The 17,350-nt window shown below is 71.4% G+C and carries 17 protein-coding genes; 3 read left to right on the top strand and 14 right to left on the bottom strand.

What is annotated here, in order from left to right; all coding sequences use genetic code 11:
• Nucleotides 1-2 precede the first annotated feature (2 nt).
• The 9 genes from AC2DFQ_RS02210 to add form a co-directional block, all read right to left on the bottom strand.
• Nucleotides 3-1,142, bottom strand: a complete 1,140-nt coding sequence (locus AC2DFQ_RS02210; RefSeq protein ID WP_484532809.1) for a PQQ-dependent sugar dehydrogenase — start codon at nucleotides 1,140-1,142, stop codon at nucleotides 3-5.
• A 236-nt stretch (nucleotides 1,143-1,378) separates the two neighbouring features.
• Complete coding sequence (locus tag AC2DFQ_RS02205) at nucleotides 1,379-2,494, bottom strand: acyl-CoA dehydrogenase family protein (protein WP_484532808.1); 1,116 nt, start codon at nucleotides 2,492-2,494, stop codon at nucleotides 1,379-1,381.
• 49 nt (nucleotides 2,495-2,543) lie between these two features.
• Nucleotides 2,544-3,458, bottom strand: a complete 915-nt coding sequence (locus AC2DFQ_RS02200; RefSeq protein WP_484532807.1) for an ABC transporter permease — start codon at nucleotides 3,456-3,458, stop codon at nucleotides 2,544-2,546.
• The gene (locus AC2DFQ_RS02195) at nucleotides 3,455-4,645 is read right to left on the bottom strand and encodes an ABC transporter permease (RefSeq protein WP_484532806.1); all 1,191 of its coding nucleotides are present in this window, start codon (nucleotides 4,643-4,645) and stop codon (nucleotides 3,455-3,457) included. Before AC2DFQ_RS02195 ends, AC2DFQ_RS02200 begins: the two co-directional genes overlap by 4 nt.
• The gene (locus AC2DFQ_RS02190; protein WP_484532805.1) at nucleotides 4,642-6,453 is read right to left on the bottom strand and encodes an adenine deaminase C-terminal domain-containing protein; all 1,812 of its coding nucleotides are present in this window, start codon (nucleotides 6,451-6,453) and stop codon (nucleotides 4,642-4,644) included. Before AC2DFQ_RS02190 ends, AC2DFQ_RS02195 begins: the two co-directional genes overlap by 4 nt.
• Complete coding sequence (locus AC2DFQ_RS02185; RefSeq protein ID WP_484532804.1) at nucleotides 6,450-7,982, bottom strand: ATP-binding cassette domain-containing protein; 1,533 nt, start codon at nucleotides 7,980-7,982, stop codon at nucleotides 6,450-6,452. The genes AC2DFQ_RS02190 and AC2DFQ_RS02185 overlap by 4 nt, the downstream gene beginning before the upstream one ends.
• Nucleotides 7,979-8,989, bottom strand: coding sequence for a BMP family ABC transporter substrate-binding protein (locus tag AC2DFQ_RS02180; RefSeq protein ID WP_484532803.1), 1,011 nt, complete (start codon nucleotides 8,987-8,989; stop codon nucleotides 7,979-7,981). The genes AC2DFQ_RS02185 and AC2DFQ_RS02180 overlap by 4 nt, the downstream gene beginning before the upstream one ends.
• Before the next feature lie 38 nt (nucleotides 8,990-9,027).
• Entirely contained in the window at nucleotides 9,028-9,666 is a 639-nt protein-coding gene (locus AC2DFQ_RS02175; RefSeq protein WP_484532802.1) for a hypothetical protein, read from the bottom strand.
• Complete coding sequence (gene add / locus AC2DFQ_RS02170; protein ID WP_484532801.1) at nucleotides 9,663-10,766, bottom strand: adenosine deaminase; 1,104 nt, start codon at nucleotides 10,764-10,766, stop codon at nucleotides 9,663-9,665. The genes AC2DFQ_RS02175 and add overlap by 4 nt, the downstream gene beginning before the upstream one ends.
• A 181-nt stretch (nucleotides 10,767-10,947) precedes the next feature.
• Here add and AC2DFQ_RS02165 point away from each other — a divergent pair, with 181 nt between their 5' ends.
• Nucleotides 10,948-11,436 (top strand): nucleoside deaminase, encoded by a 489-nt coding sequence (locus tag AC2DFQ_RS02165; protein ID WP_484532800.1) that lies wholly within the window; start codon nucleotides 10,948-10,950, stop codon nucleotides 11,434-11,436.
• Here the strand turns inward: AC2DFQ_RS02165 and AC2DFQ_RS02160 are convergent.
• The 3 genes from AC2DFQ_RS02160 to AC2DFQ_RS02150 form a co-directional block, all read right to left on the bottom strand.
• Nucleotides 11,433-12,191, bottom strand: coding sequence for a GntR family transcriptional regulator (locus tag AC2DFQ_RS02160; RefSeq protein WP_484509478.1), 759 nt, complete (start codon nucleotides 12,189-12,191; stop codon nucleotides 11,433-11,435). The genes AC2DFQ_RS02165 and AC2DFQ_RS02160 overlap by 4 nt on opposite strands.
• A 78-nt stretch (nucleotides 12,192-12,269) precedes the next feature.
• Complete coding sequence (locus tag AC2DFQ_RS02155) at nucleotides 12,270-13,094, bottom strand: SDR family NAD(P)-dependent oxidoreductase (RefSeq protein WP_484532799.1); 825 nt, start codon at nucleotides 13,092-13,094, stop codon at nucleotides 12,270-12,272.
• 60 nt (nucleotides 13,095-13,154) lie between these two features.
• A complete protein-coding gene (locus tag AC2DFQ_RS02150; RefSeq protein WP_484532798.1) occupies nucleotides 13,155-13,637 on the bottom strand; it encodes a pyridoxamine 5'-phosphate oxidase family protein in 483 nt (160 codons plus the stop codon).
• Nucleotides 13,638-13,845: 208 nt separating this feature from the next.
• Here AC2DFQ_RS02150 and AC2DFQ_RS02145 point away from each other — a divergent pair, with 208 nt between their 5' ends.
• The gene (locus AC2DFQ_RS02145; RefSeq protein WP_484532797.1) at nucleotides 13,846-15,609 is read left to right on the top strand and encodes a thiamine pyrophosphate-dependent enzyme; all 1,764 of its coding nucleotides are present in this window, start codon (nucleotides 13,846-13,848) and stop codon (nucleotides 15,607-15,609) included.
• A 42-nt stretch (nucleotides 15,610-15,651) separates the two neighbouring features.
• On the opposite strand, the gene AC2DFQ_RS02140 is transcribed toward AC2DFQ_RS02145, so the two are convergent.
• Nucleotides 15,652-16,041: a nuclear transport factor 2 family protein gene (locus AC2DFQ_RS02140; protein ID WP_484509482.1), complete on the bottom strand. Its 390-nt coding sequence runs from the start codon at nucleotides 16,039-16,041 to the stop codon at nucleotides 15,652-15,654.
• A gap of 49 nt (nucleotides 16,042-16,090) precedes the next feature.
• Nucleotides 16,091-16,825 (bottom strand): NUDIX hydrolase, encoded by a 735-nt coding sequence (locus tag AC2DFQ_RS02135; protein WP_484532796.1) that lies wholly within the window; start codon nucleotides 16,823-16,825, stop codon nucleotides 16,091-16,093.
• A 142-nt stretch (nucleotides 16,826-16,967) separates the two neighbouring features.
• Here AC2DFQ_RS02135 and AC2DFQ_RS02130 point away from each other — a divergent pair, with 142 nt between their 5' ends.
• Complete coding sequence (locus AC2DFQ_RS02130; protein WP_484509484.1) at nucleotides 16,968-17,261, top strand: thioredoxin domain-containing protein; 294 nt, start codon at nucleotides 16,968-16,970, stop codon at nucleotides 17,259-17,261.
• The last annotated feature ends 89 nt before the right edge of the window (nucleotides 17,262-17,350 follow it).

Below are 17,350 nucleotides of genomic sequence, written 5' to 3'. Positions count from 1 at the left end.
CGCTACGGCTCCTCCGCAAGCGGCACGCGGAGGAGCCGGTCGTCGTCCCCGCCGGGTGAGCCGCGACCGTCGGTGTTGTTGGTGAGAAGCCACAGATCGGTTCCGACGACGACGGCATCCCGCATCCGGCCGTACTCCCCGCCCCACAGGGCCGTCGGCTCGCCGGAGAGCACGCCGCCGTCCACATCCAGCATCCAGATGCGCTCCCCCCGCAGCCCGGCGACGAACAGCGTGCGCCCGGTGGCGGCCAATCCACTGGGGCTCGCCTCGGACGGCGCCCACGTGACGGCGGGATCGAGGAATTCGGGATCGTCCGCGATGCCCTCGTGCACCGGCCAGCCGTAGTTGCCACCCGGCTCGATGCGATTGAGTTCGTCGACGGCGTTCTGCCCGAACTCGCTGGCCCACATCGTGCCGTCGGCCGTCCACGCGATGCCCTGCACGTTGCGGTGACCGAGCGAGTACACGGCCGAGTCGAACGGGTTGCCCGGTGCCGGTTCGCCCTCGGGGGTGAGCCGGAGAATCTTGCCGGCGAGGGATGCGGCGTCCTGCGCCGCGTCGCGCAGCCCGGCGTCACCGGTGGCCACGTAGAGGAATCCGTCGGGGCCGAACGCGATGCGTCCGCCGTTGTGATTGCCCGCGCGCGGGATGCCGTCGATGACGATCTCCGCAGGCCCCAGCGTCCGGCTCCCGGCGGCCCCGGTCAGGGTCATCCGCACGACCCGGTTGTCGTCGGTGGTGCCGTGGTAGGCGTAGAGCCACGTGGAGGCGTCGCCCTCCCACACCGCCATGCCGTGGAGTCCGCCCTCACCGCCGGCCGCGACGCCGGGCACCGTGCCGACCTCGCCGGTGCGCCCGTCGGCCGCGACCTCGACCACGGTGCCGGCGTTCCGCTGGCTGACGAGCTGGGTCCCATCGGCCAACGGGATGACCGACCACGGCGCCTCGAGGCGCGTCGCCACCACGCTCGGCTCCCCGGCCGGGCGGTGGGTGGCCACGGGTGCACCCGTGGGGGCGGTGTCCGTCGCCGACGGGACGGCGGATGCGGTCGAGGCGGGCGCTGCGCCACTGTCGGAGGTGGAGCATCCGGCCAGCACGAGCGCACCCGCGATCACGGCGGCCCATCGTGCGGTCCCGGCCATGGCGGTCCTCCTTCGCGGGCCCGGGCTTCCACCCTCGGCGGGAACGCGGCGCAACACAAGGGACACGGTGCTGCACCTGCGGACACGGGGCTGCAGCTCCCGACCCGGTGCTTCACCTTCCGGCCGTTCAAAACTCAGGAGAATGGGGCCATACGGCGGCTTTCCGGGTCCTCAGTTCGGCGTGTCTCCTGAGTTTTGAACGGAAAACTCGGGGCGGACCGTCCGGCGGGGGGTGATCAGGCGGCGTCGAACACCCAGCCCCCGACGATCTCCGAGCTGAACGGCACCGAGTACGCCATGAGCGCGCCGGCCTGCGCATCGCGGAAGAGGCGCTGGATCGGCGAGGTCACGAGATACCCGCCGCCACCGCCGACACGCACCGCGGTGGCCGCCGCACGCTTGACGACCTCGTTCGCGAGCATCTTCGTCTCCGTCGCGGCCGGCATCGCCTCCGGCGACCCGGCGTCCGCCAGCCACGCCGAACGCTCGGCCATCAAGGACGCCGCGGTCACCTCGGCCCACACGGTGCCGGTCTCCTGCCGCACCCAGGCGGCATCGGAGAGGCTCCCTCCGCCCCGGGTCTTCTTCGCCGCGACGGCGAGGGCGTCGAGGGCCGCCTCGGCGATGCCGATCGACAAAAACGCGAACCCGACGGTGATGAGGTTTGCGTAGGTCGGCGCCGGCGGTCCGCAGAGACGCCCGCGGTGCAGCGGCGTTCGATCGAACAGGATGGTGCGGCTCCGCGTGGCCCGCATCCCCATGGTCTCCTCGATCGGCGGGAATGACACGGTGTCATCGACGGTGACGCCGAAGAAGGCCGGACCGCCCTCGACGCGCGCGTTCAGGAAGAGGTGGTCGGCGACCTCCGAGCCCGACACGAACAGCTTGCTGCCCGAGAGCGACCACCCCTCGCCCGACGGCTCGGCATCCTGCTGAGACGACAGGAAGTAGTTGCCCCCGGCCGGCTCCGACAGCGCATTGGCGAACCGGCGCCCCGCGCGGAGCTCCGCCGCGAAGAACTCCGCCTCCTCCTCGCCCGACAGGGTCACCAGGGCGTGGGCCGCCCCGATGTGCATGAGCCACACGGTCGCTGCGGCCGGATGCGCCGCCGCGAGCGTGCGCACCACCTCGCCGAGGGTGGCATACGACAGCGCCTCGCCACCGTGCGCGCGCGGCAGGAACGCCGCATCCAGGCCACTGTCTCCCAGCGCGCGCAAATGCTCGATCGGAAGGCGTGCGGCACGGTCATCGTCGGCGGCGGTCTCGGCGAAACCCGCGGCGAGGGCAGCGACGGTATCGACCCAGTGCTGTTCGGCCTCGGGGACGACAACGGGAGAAGAGCGGCGGAGCATGGGAGTCCTTTCGGGGGTGGCGGAGTGTGTCGGATGGGCGCGGTGCCGGTCAGGCCGGGCGGAGCGCCGCCGCGCGGCGGCGCAGCTGCGCACGGGAGGTGAGGATGAGCACGACGAGGGTCACGACGTAGGGCAGGGTCGCATAGATCTCACTCGGCAGCTGGATGCTGGTGGACTGCGACAGCAGCGAGAAGCTCTGCAGGAACCCGAACAGCACGGCGCCGAGGGCGATCCCGACCGGCGTCATCCGGCCCATGATCACGATTGCGAGCACGATGTATCCGCGGCCGGCGGTCATGTGCGGCGTGAAGGCGCCGATGGAAGCGAGCGCGATCGCCCCACCCGCGACCCCCGCCAGTGCTCCGCCGATGAGGAGGGAGCGAGCACCGACCGTGTGCGGGCGTACGCCCCGCAGCGCCGCCGAGGCGGGGTCGGCGCCGACGGAGCGCACCTGCAGACCGAACCTCGTGAAGCGCATCACCGCCCACGCGGCGACCAGCAGGAGGGCGGCGCCGTAGACGAACGGGCTCTGCCCGAACAGCGCCGGTCCGATGAGCGGGATGTCTGCGAGCGGCCCGAGGTCGATGCGTCCGAGCGTGCTCACGCTCACGTTCGTCTGCCCCGCCGGCACCCACACCTGGTAGAGGTAGGTCGACAATCCGAGCCCGAGCATCGTGATCGCCAGGCCCACGACGATCTCGTTCGCTTTGAGGGCGTAGACGAGCGAGTTCATCAGCACGGCGAGGAGGAGCCCCGTGACTCCCGCGGCGAGGACACCCGCCCACGGGCCGAGGATGCTCGCGGCGAAGACCCCCGAGAACGCGCCGAGGATCATCATCCCCTCGATGCCGAGGTTGAGCCGGCCGGCGCGTTCGACGAAGCCTTCGCCGATACCGGCGATCACCAGCGGCGCGGCCAGCGCCAGCGTGCCGGCGAGGATCGACGCCCACAGCTCGAGGGTCATCCCTTCGCCCCTTCCTCGATGACCGGCACGTCCGCCGCACCGACCGCTGCGGCGTCCTCGATGACCGGTTCACCCGAGGCGGCGCTCGCCGAGGCGATCTCGTCGGAAGCGAACGCACCGTCGTCCGGCGCGGGGGTGGGCGCGGGATGCGCGGGAGCGACGAGGCCCGGGCGGGAGGCGGCGATGACGGCGACGCCCAGCAGGAGGACCCCCTTGATGACCTCGGCGATCGAGGACGGGATCGTGCCGGTGGCCGACTGCATGCCCATGGCCCCGACTGTCAGGGCGGAGAAGAAGACCGCGGCCGCAGCGATGCCGATCGGCAGGAGCCCGCCGAGAAGCGCGACCGCGAGCCCGGAGAACCCGACGCCGCCGGAGACGGATGCCAGGAGCCGGTCGTTCACGCCCGCGACCTGCATCCAGCCGACGACGCCGGCACCCGCCCCGGAGACGAGCATCGTCGCGTACAGCGTGCGGGCGCGCGTCGCGCCCAGGCGTCGGGCGAGGGCGGGCCGCTCGGCGAAGACCCCGATGCGGGTGGCGTGCCGGGTGCGGCGCCACCATTCGAAGACTCCGACGGCGACCAGGACGAGGAGGATGCCGAGGTGAGCACGGGTGCCGGGCAGGAGGTCGGGAAGTGAGGCCGCGTCGGGCAGGCGTTCGCTCTGCGGTGTCGCGGTGTCGTCGGGACTGGCCAGCCACGTGCGAAGCGTCCAGCCCAGGAAACCGGTCGCGACGTAGTTGAGCAGGAGCGTGGAGAGGATGACGTTGACGTGCCAGCGCTCGGCCAGCCACGCCGGGAGAAGCGCGAAGGCCGCACCCCCGACCGCGCCGGCCACGATTCCCACGAGCCAGAACAGCGGTGCGGGCGCCGAGTCGCCGAGCAGCGACCGCAGGCCCATGATCGCGGCGGTCGCGGTGACCGCGCCGATCGTGACCTGGCCCTCCGCGCCCACGGAGAAGACCCCGGCGCGCAGGGCGGGAACGAGGGTGAGCGCGACGATCGCCACGGGCACCGCACCGACGAGGAGTTCGCCCACCCGGTAGGGCGAACTCGAGACGCCCTCCACCAGTCCCCGCAGCCCCACGAGCGGATCGGCGCCGGCGAAGAGGATGAGGGCGGTGGCCACCGCCAGCACCCCCACGACGACGGCGGCGGTGAGCGTGAGGGAGCGCATCCGCGTCATGTCCGAGCCTCGTCGTGCGCGTGCCCGCAGGGATCCACGGGGCCGGGAAGGAGCACGTCCACGAACTGCTGAGTGGCGGCATCGATGAGACCGAGTTCGGTCACCCCGAGGTCGGGCACGACGTACAGGCCGACGAAGGACAGGATGATGTACGGCGACGCGATGGTGCAGCCGAGCTCGTGGGTCGCGGCGTGGCCGGCGGCGAGCGCGGCGGCGGTCTCCTCCCAGGGGGCCGCACTCATCATTCCGCCTACCGGCAGCGGCACCCGCGCACGCACCTCGCCGTCGGCGACCGTGACGAACCCGCCGCCCATCCGGCCGAGCTCCTCCACCGCGAAGCGCATGTCGGCGTCGCTCGCGCCGACGACGGAGACGTTCATGTTCGGGCAGTTCATCGTGATGGCGACAGCGCCGCGGCGCAGCCCGAATCCGCGCACGAACCCGATGCCGGTGAGCGCCTCCCCGTGGTGCCGGTCCACCACGGCGATCTTCAGGACATCCCGCGACGGATCGGACATCACCTCGCCGTCCACGACGTCGAGGTCGGCGGTGAACGCGCGCTTGAAGTACCCCCGGTACATCTCCATCGCTCGCACCGACACGCGTTCGGCGCCGCCGGGAGCACGGACGGCGAACAGGTCTGCGGGAAGCTCGGAGGGCAGGTGGACGGTGCCGAGCGTCCATTCCGGAATGGTGTCGGTGTTCTCGAACAGCGCCACTCCGTCTCGCGCCGCCACCTCGCCGGCGACGAGGACGACGCTCGGGCGGACCTCGGCGAGGTCGGGGATGATCTGGAGATCGGCCAGGCGCGAGGGCGCGATGACGCCGATCGCCTGGTCGAGCCGGTAGTAGAGCGCCGGCTGAGTGGTGGCGATGCGATAGGCCAGTTGCGGGTCGACGCCGAACCGGATGGCCTGGCGCACGTGGTGATCGATGTGCCCCTCCTGGTGCAGGTCGAGGGCGTGCTTGTCGTCCGCGCAGAAACTCATCGACCGCAGCGCCGGGGCGATGGCGTCGACATCGGCGAACAGCGGCACGGTGTTGTCTGTCAGCGATGAGCCCATGACCGTGATCCGGGCCCCGAGGCGCACCCGTTCCAGCACCTCATCCACCGTCGCGGCGTTGTGGTCGTCGCCGACACCGGCGGCGAGGTATCCCCACAGCGACTCGCGCGTCTGGGCGGCGGTGTGACCCGTGATGCGTCGCCCGCTCGCGAGCGCCTCGCGGAATCGCCCCGTGGAGACGTCCCCGTAGTCGAACGGGTTGCTCTCGCCCAGGGTGACGGTGACATCATCGTGCAGCCGTGCCCGGACGGTCTCCTCCGGGATGACCGCGCCGCCGCGCTCGAGGGCGAACGAGCCCGGCGTGGCCGGCGACACCTGCTGGAACACGTGCAGCGGAGTGCCGGTGCGCAGGGTGAAATCCATCCCGCGCGCGCCCCACACGTTCGCCGATCCGTTGGGGTCGGTCAGCACGGTCGTCGTCCCGCGGGGCACCGACAGCCGCGCGAGCTCCCCGGGAGTGAGGTTGGTGTACTCGATGTGGAGGTGCGTGTCGATGAACCCGGGAACCACGTGACATCCGGTCGCATCGATCTCGCTCCTTGCCGTGGCGACATGCCCCCACGGGGTCAGTGCTGCGATGTGACGGCCGGCGATGACGACATCGACGTCGAGCCACTCCTCGGTTCCGGGCGACTGGACCTGCCCACCGCGGACGATGAGGTCGGCTTCGGCGTCGCCTGCCGCGACCGCGCGGAGCCGACCGAGCTCAGCGGCGGTGGGCAGAAGGTCGGTCAGTTCTGTCATGAGTGCTCCTCGGCGTGGATGTCGAGCCCCGCCATCGCCTCGCCCACACGCGCGGTCGAGGCCTGGGCTGCGGGAATGTCAGCGGCGACGCGTCCGGCGTAAAGCACGAGGATGCGGTCGGCGAGGGTGCGGATCTCCTCGAGGTCGTGAGAGGCGACCACCACCGCCGCTCCCCCCTCGGCGGCGGCGATGAGCCGGTCCCGGATGGCCTGAGCCGCACGGAGATCGAGACCCTGCGTCGGGCCGTAGGCGAGCACCGCGCGCGGGGCACCCGTCCCCGTACCCGGCCACACGCGACCCAGCTCCCGGGCGACGAGGAGTTTCTGCTGGTTGCCACCGGACAGGCCGCCCGCGGCGAGGGCCGGGGCCGCGGGGCGCACATCGAACCCGCGCAACCGCGCCTGCGCATCGGCCTCCGCGGGGCGCGGCCCGCGCGTCCCGCGGGCGGACTCGTAAAGCCCGAGCGTGGCGCCCAGCGGCATCGCGGGCACCAGGGCCTCCGCGCGCTCCTCCGGGATCCACGCGACGCCCCTCTGCAGGAGCGCGTGCGCGTCGAGCCCCCGGTCACCGTCGAACTCCACTGTTCCGGCGGTCGGCGCCCGGAGCCCCGCGAGCACCTCGAGGAGCGTGTTCTGTCCGCTGCCGGCCACACCGGCCACCCCCACGATCTCGCCCGCGCGCACGGTGAGCGACACGTCGGACAGCGACGCATCCGCCTCGGAAGCGGCGGCGATGCCGCGTGCGACGATCACCGGCTCCCCCGGTCGCCGGGCCGCGCGGGGAGCCGGCTCTGGGAGGTCTCCCACCATGAGACGGGCGATCTCGGTTGCGGCGAGTCCGCGCGCCGGCCCCGAGTGCACGCGGCGGCCGTGCGAGAGCACGGTCACCTCGTCGGCGACGGCACGGACCTCCTCCAGCCGGTGCGTGATCAGCACCACCGCCAGACCCAGATCGCACAGTCGCCGCAGGTGCTCGAAGAGCCCGCCGACCTCGACGGGTCCGAGACTGGCCGTCGGCTCGTCGAGGATGAGCGTCGTCGCCCCCTCGGCCAGGGCCACGACGATCTCGCCGAGCTGGCGATGGGCCTGGCTGAGGCGAGCGGTCGGAGCGTCCAGGTCGACGGCGACGCCCGCGCGGCTCAGCGTGTCTGCCAGGAGGGCGCGTGCCGGGCGGCGCCGTGCGATCCGGCGAGGTCCGGCGAGAAGGAAGTTGTCGACGAGACTCAACTGACCGACGAGGCTGAGTTGCTGCGGCACCATGTTGACCCCGCGCGCCTTCCCGTCGGCGCGATCACGCGGGGCGAACGGATCGCCGCCCAGGCTCATGCTCCCGGCGCTGGGCATCTCGATTCCGGCCAGGATCTTGGCGAGCGTCGACTTGCCCGCTCCGTTCTCGCCGACGAGGGCGTGGACGGCGCCCGGGCGGACGACGATATCGACGCTGTCGAGAGCCCGGACAGCGCCGAAGGTCTTGGAGACCGACCGGGCGACCAATGCCGCCCGGTCGGTCTCGACGAACGGGACGGTCATCGGGGAATGGTCACGCTTCCGTCGGCGATCCCGGTGACGAGCTCCTCGACCTTGGTGGCGACGTCCGCGGCGACCGTACCGTCGACGTCATTGATCTCCTGGTAGACGATGCCGCCGTTGGCAAGCGTCGAGACGACGCCTTGACCGCCGAAGCCGCCGTCGCCGACCGCCTCGACCCACGCCTTGAGGATGGGGTACATGTCCAGGTCGACCGTCGACACGTTCGTCGCGAGCGCCTCTTCGCCGGCCGCCGGGGAGACGCCGACCGAGAGCACACGGGCGCCGGATGCGGCGGCCCCGACACCGGCGGCGATCCCGTCACCCGTCGTGTAGATGAGCTCGGCACCTTGACCGATGAGGCCCGTCGTCGCGGATGCGGCGGCCTCGGCGTCGTCGAAGCTCCCGGCGTACACCACGGGAAGCAGCGTCGCCTCGGGGTTGGCGGCGGCCACGCCCTGCTGGAAGAACTCATCGGTGGCGACGACGAAGTCGAGTTCGAGGCTCTCCACGCGGCCGATCGGGCTGACCCCGGTCGCGCCCGCGATGTAGCCGGAGAGGTAGCCGACCTGCGACGAGTCGTAGGTCCAGGTCTCGACGTTGTCGGTGTGGCGTTCGAGGATGTCGGGCCCGCCCGAGGCGGTGAAGGCGATGTCGGGGAAGTCCTCCGCGACGGCGAAGATCGCGTCGCCGAGCTCGATCCCGTGGCCGATGATGAGGTCGAATCCCTGGCTCGCGAAGTCCGCGATGACCGGTTCGCTCGTGGCCGGGTCGGCCATCTGTTCGCGCAGCTCGTACTCGATCAGTCCCTCCTCCTCCAGCTGGGCGAGTGCGTCGGCGAGGGCCTGGTTGAAGGCGCCGTCGTTGGCGTGACCCGGGGTCAGCGCGCCGACGCGGATCACGTCGTCGTCATCGCCGGTGCCCCCGCTAGTGGTTGCGGCGCCGGCGCAGCCGGCGAGAGCGAAGACGGTCGTGGCCGCGAGGGCGACGAGGAAGGGGCGGGTGCGCATGGGCGGGGTCCTTTCGGGGTTCGGAAGTCGGGTGCGAGTCAGGGGACGGACACGGTGAAGCCGGGGGCGAGCGTTGCCCCGACGAACGCGGCACTGTCCTCGGACCAGTGCGCCAGCACGGCGCCGGTTCGGCGGTCGAAGCACGGGTCCAGGCGCACGGCGGCGGGCGGAGCATCCGGATGCAGCGCCTCGTCGTCGACGCAGAGCACCGCGCCGCCGGCGAAGGCTCGAGGCGTGGCGGTCTCGGGAAGCCGGCCCTCGCGCGCCAGAGCGACCAGGGCGGCGGTGGCGAGGAACCCGCGCAGCTGCGTGTCGTGGTCGCACAGCGACGACGTCTTGGGACACCCGGTGAGCCAGGTCACGGATCCGTCGGGGGTGACGCGCACTCGGCTGCGCTGCGTCCCGAGCGCCGCGTCCCCCTGCGCCACCGCCTCGATTTGGACGGAGAAGGCGTCGCCTGCGCGCCGGATGCTGATGCGCTCGGTGTAGAGCGGCTCGGACTTGGAGCCGTCCACCGTGTACGCGTCGGGCCACGCGGCCACGATGGGCGCCAGCGGGACGTTCCCGTCGCTCGCGAGAGCGGCCCCGGCGGCCACCGCGGCGACCCCGAGCGCCCCCAGGCCGCCTACGGCCAGGGCGATCAAGGTGCGACGGCGTCCACCGGTGCGGCGGCTCATGCGGCGACACCGACACCCTCCGCGACGGCGGCGAGCTCGGCGTGCAGGGAGGCCTGGGTGTCGGGATCGGCGAAGGACGCGTCGATGGATCGCGCGGCGAAACCGACCAGGTCGGCGTATCCGAAGCCGAACTGCTCGCCCGCCACCGCCCAGTCGCTCTCCAGCGTGGAGCCCAGCGGAGCGGGGTCGTCGGTGTTGAGGGTGACCGCGACGCCGGCGGCGAGAAGGCGCGGCAACGGGTGCTCCGGCCACGAGCCGTAGATGCCGAGCGTCAGGTTGGAGCGCGGGCACACCCCGAGGCTCACCCCATTGGCGATGAGGTGCTCCAGCAGCGCCGGATCTTCGATCGCCCGCACGCCGTGGTCGATGCGCTCGGCACCCAGGAGGTCGACCGCATCCCACACCCCTTCCGGGCCGCTGGACTCCCCCGCGTGGACCGTACGATGCAGGCCCGCGGCAGCCGCCGCGGCGAATGCCGAGCGGAACTTCTCGCCCGTGCGGCCGGTGACCTTCTCGTCGCCGTCCACCGACAGCGCGACCACCCGTCGGGGTCGGTTCGCCGCGAGGGCGGCGACGATGTCGTCCGCCTCACCGGAGCTCTGCGCACGCAGAAGCGAGTACGCGATGTTCACCGTGCACAACCCGTCCTGCTGCGCCTCGTCCAGACCTGCGGCCATCGCGTCGAGGAGGTCGAGTTCGCGTCCACGCCACGCACTCCAGTGGGTGGGGTTCACGATGACGTCGCTGTACCGGATGCCCGACGCACTCTGCCGGGCCGCGAACGCGTACGCGACCCGCGCCGCCTGGTCGGGCGTGCGGACGAGACCGCACTGCCAGTCGAGGAACCGGAGGAATCCGGTGAGCCCACCCGACCCCGCCGCGGCACCGCCGCCGGTGGTCACATCGGGCGCCGTATACGCATGGTGGGTCGAGATGTCGAAGAGGGTCGCGGCCGGCCCCGGCAGAGCAACGCCGTTCTCCTTCGCGAGCGACAGCAGGTCGAAAAGAGAGAAGGTCCCCTCCAGGTGCACGTGGACCTCGGCCTTGGGCAGGGCTCGGATCACGCTCTCGTCGATGCGCGGCGGTGCGGGGTGGGACATGGCGCTCTCTCGGTCGGGTGCTCGGGATAGTCGAACGCTAATTGCCAGCCCCAACTTGTTGACAAGTGGACGCTGTATCTTTCGAAGGCCGTAACACGGGCGTAATCCCGCCTCACGATTGTGCGGGACCGATCGCTACCGTGGAAATTCGGACGTAGTACTTGTTCACAAGGAGACCTGGATGACCCAGCAACTGTCGGATGCCGACCTCGGGAACCTGCGCGAGAGCCTGCGGGTGGCCCAGCGCGCACGGGAGGCGGGAACGCACCCGTTCGGGTCGCTGGTGGTCAGCGCCGACGGGCGGATCGTCGCAGCCTTCGGCAACAACTCCCTCCCTCCGGACGGTGACCCCACTCAGCACGCGGAACTTCAGGCGGTCGCCGCGGCCTTCCGTGTACTCGGGGCCGACGGCATGGCCGGGACGACGCTGTTCACGAGCGCGGAACCGTGCGCGATGTGCGCGGGGGCGGCCTACTGGTGCGGCATCGATCGCGTCGTGTATGCGCTGTCCGAGCGTCGGCTCCTCGAGCTCACCGGCGACCACCCGGAGAATCCGACGTTCTCCCTCCCCTGCCGCGAGGTATTCGCACGCGGGCAGCGGGATGTCACCGTGATCGGGCCACTTCTGGAGGACGAGGCCGCCCAGGCGCACATCGGTTTCTGGAACTAGGAACGCACCGAGCCGCCCCAGGGCGGGCGCACCGTGCGCACGAGCGAGTACGACACGATGTCCGGCGCGTGGTACTCGATGCTGTGCATGAGCCGGCGACCGCTCGCGCCGATCCCGACGATCTCGAACGTCATGACCGGCGTGCCGGCGGGTCGCTCGAAGAGCTCCGAGAGCTCCGGGTCCAGCGCCGCGACGCCGGGGGTGGACACCTCCCAGATGACCGGTTCGCCCCAGATGAGGGCGGCGACGGTGAAAACCGACTCGTCGGGGTCGCACGGATCATCGCCGTCCAGGGGGACGGTGTCGTCGGCGATCATCGCCACCGCGCCGTCGGCACGCCACCGCTTTCGCACGCGGAGCGCCGACATGGTGGCCGGCAGCTCCATCAGGGCGCCGATGTCGGCGCCCAGCTCTGCGCGGTGCGAGGCGAGCGTCTCCACCGACGCATCGAAGCCCAGACGGTCGAGCAGCTCGGTGTGCTCGAACTGCTCCTCCAGCCGCACGCTGAGGCGCAGCGCGATCGGGTCGACCGTGGTCACCGACCCCTGCCGGCGGCGCAGGATGCCGAGCGCCTCGAGGCCGGCCATCGCGTTGCGCAGCTGCTGGCGCGAACATCCCAGCCGGGCCGCCAGTTCCAGTTCGCCCGGAAGCGGCGTGCGGCCGGCGGCGGCCTCCCGCACGAAGCGCAGGAGCTCGTGCTGGATGCGAAGGCTCTCGCCCTCGCTGCGCGGTCGGGGCAACGGCAGGTACGTCACATCCGCCCTCCGGTCGGATCGGATTCGGCCGCCCTCACGCTAGCGCACGCAGGACGCCTGCCAGGGTCGAGGTGCGTGTCAGAGCCCGACGAGTTCCGCGCTGCGCTCCCACAGCTTCTTCGCCAGCACCGGGTCATCGGCGGCCGGGTTGGTGCGGGCGACACGGTTGCGGGCGTAATACCGTCCGGGCTCCCAGTCCAGACCCGGCTTGCCCAGCGCGAGCCACGTCAGGCGCGACCCGCCGACCTCCGAGGAGACCAGGAACCGCCTCATCACGGGATTGTTGTACATCAGCCCCCACGCGCCGGTGGAGGCGGCGGCGACCCCGCTGGCGACCCCGCCGGGGTGAAATGCCACCGCGTTCACTCCGGCATCCCCGTATCGGCGCTGCAGCTCCTTGGTGAACAGGACGTTGGCGAGCTTGGCATTGCCGTACGCCGTGCTGGCGGTGTAGCGCTGCTCACCCTGCAGGTCGTCGATGTCGAAGCGCGCGAGCGTACGCGCGGCGACGCTGGAGGTCTGGATCACCGCCGCCGAACTCTCCACCAACCGGTCCAGGAGCAGGTTCGTGAGGAGGAACGCCCCGAGGTGGTTCACCTGAAAGGTCACCTCGAACCCGTCCGAGGTCACGCTCCGGGTCTCGCCGAAGATCCCGCCGGCGTTGTTGGCCAGGACGTCGATGCGCGGATAGGTCCCGAGAAGCGTCGCGGCGAGGTCGCGTACCTGCGACAGCTCGCTGTAGTCGGCCACGTGCCACGGGGCGCCGATCCGGCGGGCGACGGAGCTCGTCCTGACGGGATCGCGCCCGACCACCACGACCCGCTCGCCCGCGTCCTGCAGTTGAGCGGCCGCCGCCGCGCCGATGCCGTCGCTGGCTCCGGTGATCACGATGGTGCGGGGCACGGAATCTCCTTCGATTCGGACTCGGACGGCGCGGCCCGCTGCGAACGGCGAGCGATCCTGTCAGAGGTTGAACTTCTCGTTCTCCCCCTCCATGCGCTCGCCGGTCACCTTGTGCGTGATGAACGCGACGACGCTCGCCACCCGGCCGCCCGGGCTGTCCCAGTACTCGCCGCTGTGGGTGTCGATCTTCAGCAGCACGACGTCGGGGTCTTCCGGGCCGTCCGGGAACCACGCTTCCAGCCCCGCGTTCCATTGCTCGCGCAGCTTTGCGTCGTCCTGGACGACGTGGGCCGTTCCCGACAGCGACAGCCACGCGTCGTTCGAGCTGAAGGAGACGCCAACGGTGGCGTCGAGGCCGATGTGCTCCACTGCCGAGGCATCACGGCTGATCACGAACCAGAGGTCGCCGTCGAACTCGGTCTCCTGCACCGTCAGAGGGTGGGCGACGAGCTTGCCGTCTGCCGTGCGGGTGGTCACCATCGCGAAACGGAATTTCTTCAGCAGTTCGTTGAGCTTGGCAAGCTCCGAAGGATCAGCGGTCATGGGATTTCCTCTCGAGAACGGACACCCCCATGCAACCGCCGCGCACCCGCTCGAAGCGAGGCGTTGACAGGCCCGAAGATCCATGCGGCGGATCGCACGCGAGAGCCCCCTGCCTCCGGCCGCCACAACCCCCTGGACGGACCACCGCCGCTCGCGAAGACTCGACGGACACGTCGAAGGCGCCCCCGTGCGCCGAGAAAGGATCACCGTGGCAGCGAACGTCGCCGAGCAGCTCGTCCAGCAGCTCATCGATGCCGGAGTGAAGCGCATCTACGGGATCGTCGGAGACTCCCTCAACCCGGTGGTCGACGCGGTGCGGCGGACGGGTGGTTCGGCCCACGGCGGGATCGACTGGATCCACGTGCGCCACGAGGAGGCCGCCGCGTTCGCCGCGGCCGCCGAGGCCCAGCTCACCGGGGAGCTCGCCGTCTGCGCAGGCAGCTGCGGGCCGGGAAACCTCCACCTCATCAACGGTCTCTACGACGCGCACCGCTCGGGCGCGCCGGTCCTGGCGATCGCCAGCCACATCCCCACGGTGGAGATCGGGTCGGACTACTTCCAGGAGACGCATCCCGAGCGCCTGTTCACCGAGTGCTCGAACTATTGCGAACTCGTGTCGACGGCGGAGCAGTCACCGCGCGTGGTCAACTCCGCCATCCGCCACGCCACCGGAGGATCGGGTGTGGCCGTGGTGGTTCTCCCGGGCGACCTCGCCGCCGACAAAGCCGCCGGGACCTTCCCGCCCTTCGTCCCGGCGCGCCCCGGCCGGGTCGCCCCCGCCGCCGCCGACGTCGAGACGCTGGCGGCCGCGATCGGGAAAGCGAAGAAGATCGCGCTGTTCGCCGGGGAGGGCGTCCGCGACGCACGCGACCAGGTGCTCGCCTTCGCCGGCCACCTCCAGGCGCCGATGGGTCACACCCTGCGGAGCAAGCAGTGGATCCAGTACGACAACCCGTTCGACGTGGGGATGTCGGGGCTCCTCGGATATGGCGGCATCGACCGCGCCATGCAGCAGGCGGACCTGCTGCTGCTGCTGGGCACCGACTTCCCCTACGGCCAGTTCTTCCCCGACGCCGGCGACGTGACGATTGCGCAGATCGACGAGGACGCCACCCGCCTCGGGCGACGCGCAGCCGTGACGCACCCCATCCACGGGGATGTCGGCCTCACCCTCGAGGCCCTGCAGGCGCGGCTGCCCGCCCGCAGCGACCGCACGTTCCTCGAGGAGACGCTGAAGCGCCACCGCACGGCGATGAGGGACGCGGTCGCGGCCTACACCGACTCGGATGCGGTGCCCATCCACCCCGAGCGCGCCATGACCGCGATCGACCGGGCCGCCGCATCCGACGCCGTCTTCACCGCCGACACCGGGATGGGTAACGTCTGGCAGGCGCGCTACGTCACGCCCACCGCGGACCGTCGGCTGCTGGCGTCGTTCCGGCACGGCTCGATGGCCAACGCGCTCCCCCAGGCCATCGGCGCGCAGATCGCCTACCCCGACCGACAGGTGATCGCCATCGCCGGCGACGGCGGACTGTCCATGCTCCTCGGCGAACTCATCACCGCCGCCGCGTACCGGCTGCCCATCAACGTCTTCGTGTTCAACAACTCCACGCTCGGCATGGTCAAACTCGAAATGCTCGTCAACGGGTACCCCGATTTCGGGGTGGACGTCCCGATGGTGGATTTCGCTGCGCTCGCTCAGAGTCTCGGGTTCCTCACCCAGCGCGTGACCGATCCGGGTGACCTGGATGCGGCGATCGCGACCTCGCTCGGACACGCCGGCCCCTCGTTGGTGGACATCGTGACCGACCCCGATGCTCTCTCCATGCCGGCGACGATCACCGCGGAGCAGGTGACCGGATTCGGCCTGTCCATGACCAAGCTCGTACTCGGAGCCGAGCATTCCGGCGGCGTCCGTCAGGTGATCGAGACCGCCAAGACCAACATCAAGCACCTTCGGGGGCTGTAGAGCGGGCGGCCATCGAAGAGGGGCCGCGGAGGCGGCAGCGGCCTAGAGCTCGGCGCTCTCCTCGCCCGGCACAGGCGTCTGCTGGTACAGCGCGAGCCGCCACCGGCCCTCGGTCCGCACGTAGACGCTCGACATGAGCGCATCGAACGGCGGACCGCCGGAGGCGCGGAACGCCCGGCCCCGGTAGATGAAGGCCGCCGCATCCGCCCCCATCTCCACGAGACGCTCGTCGGTGATCTGGTACGCCGACCATGCCGGTGCGTCATCGAGGGAGGCCACCACGGCGTCGCGATCGAGCACCGAGCCGTCGGCGAGCACCATGACCGCGTTGTCGGTCATGATCGAGCCGTAGAACTCCCCGCCGGTCCCGTCCGACAGGGCGGTCCACCCGGCATGTTCCAGGCGCAGCAGTTCGGAGACGTCGAAGCCCATGCCGCCAGTCTCCGGGCGGGCGGGCAGAGGCGCAACCAGTGGCCCCGGGTTACGCGCTGTCGGTCGGCGCGGGCGGCGGCAGGGGAAGCTCGCGCTCCGGATCCCACGGCTCCGCCCAGCCGAGGCGGTCGAAGAGCGCGTCCAGCAGCATCCCGGTGAAGCCCCACACCAGATGCGCACCCTCCGCGTGCGGCACGAGGAACGCAGGACCGCGCCACTCCGAGCCGTCCCGCCGGAACACCGTCACCCCGCGGTTGGCCTGGTCGAGCAGGTCGGCGACCGGCGCGCGGAACACGGCGGCCGATTCCGCGTCGTCGACGACCCGCACCGGGGACGGTTGCCGCCACCACCCCACGACAGGGGTGACCACGTGGCGGGAGTACTCGAGCGGCACGGGTGCGAGCGTGCCGAGGACCTCGACCCCGGCGGGATCCAGCCCCGTCTCCTCCTCCGCCTCACGCAGCGCGGCCGCGACCGGGTTCTCATCGTCAGGATCCACGCGTCCTCCCGGAAAGGCGACCTGACCGGGGTGAGAGCGAAGCGTGGCGGCCCGCGCCAGGAGGAGGACGTCGAGGTCGCGGGAGACGGCGCGGGCCTGCGCGTCGTGCTCGCTCGCCCGGGCGTCGAGCACGCCGAACAGGATCAGCACGGCCGCTGCGCGGGCGTTCGCTCCGGCGTCGGGGGCGGGGGGCACGAAGGAGCGCCCTTCCTCATCGACCCCACCGGTCTCGGCGAGCGCGGCCAGCTGCGATCGCGCGTTTCGCAGAGCGGAGTCGACGGCCATTTCCCCAGGGTACGCCGACGGCCCGACAGGGGCGCCGAGGTCGCTCCTCCGCGACGGGATCCCCCCGCCTCACGCCCGGGGCCGTCCGACGGGCGAAATATCGGGAGACGGCCGGGTGTTACCCCCCAAAGGGGAGGTGGCCATGGCACACACACCGACGATCGGGTTCGAGCTGTATTCGACGTCCTTCTGCGGCGCGTGCCGGCAGACGCGAACGGTGCTCGAGCGAGCGCGGCAGCTCGTCCCGGGCGTTACCGTCTCCGAGCACGATGTCGCCTTCGAGCCCGACCTCGCCGAGGAACGCGGCATCGTGTCGACACCGACGGTGATCGTGCGTGATGGCGCGGGGGTGGAGCTGGCGCGTGCGAGCGGCGTTCCGAGCCTGGACCACATCCTCGTCGCCGCGGCACGAGCGATCGACGCCGAGGCGGGCTGACTCACGGGGCCCTGCCAGCTTCGCGGGACCAAAAGAGCCGCGCCCGTCGTTGTCCTCCGTGGACGCCGCAGCCAGCGGCGTCATCGAGG

This window comes from Microbacterium sp. Z11_20 (assembly GCF_057197605.1).
The sequence above is the reverse complement of the archived record's forward strand: the minus strand, read 5'-3'. Positions and strand labels throughout refer to the sequence as shown.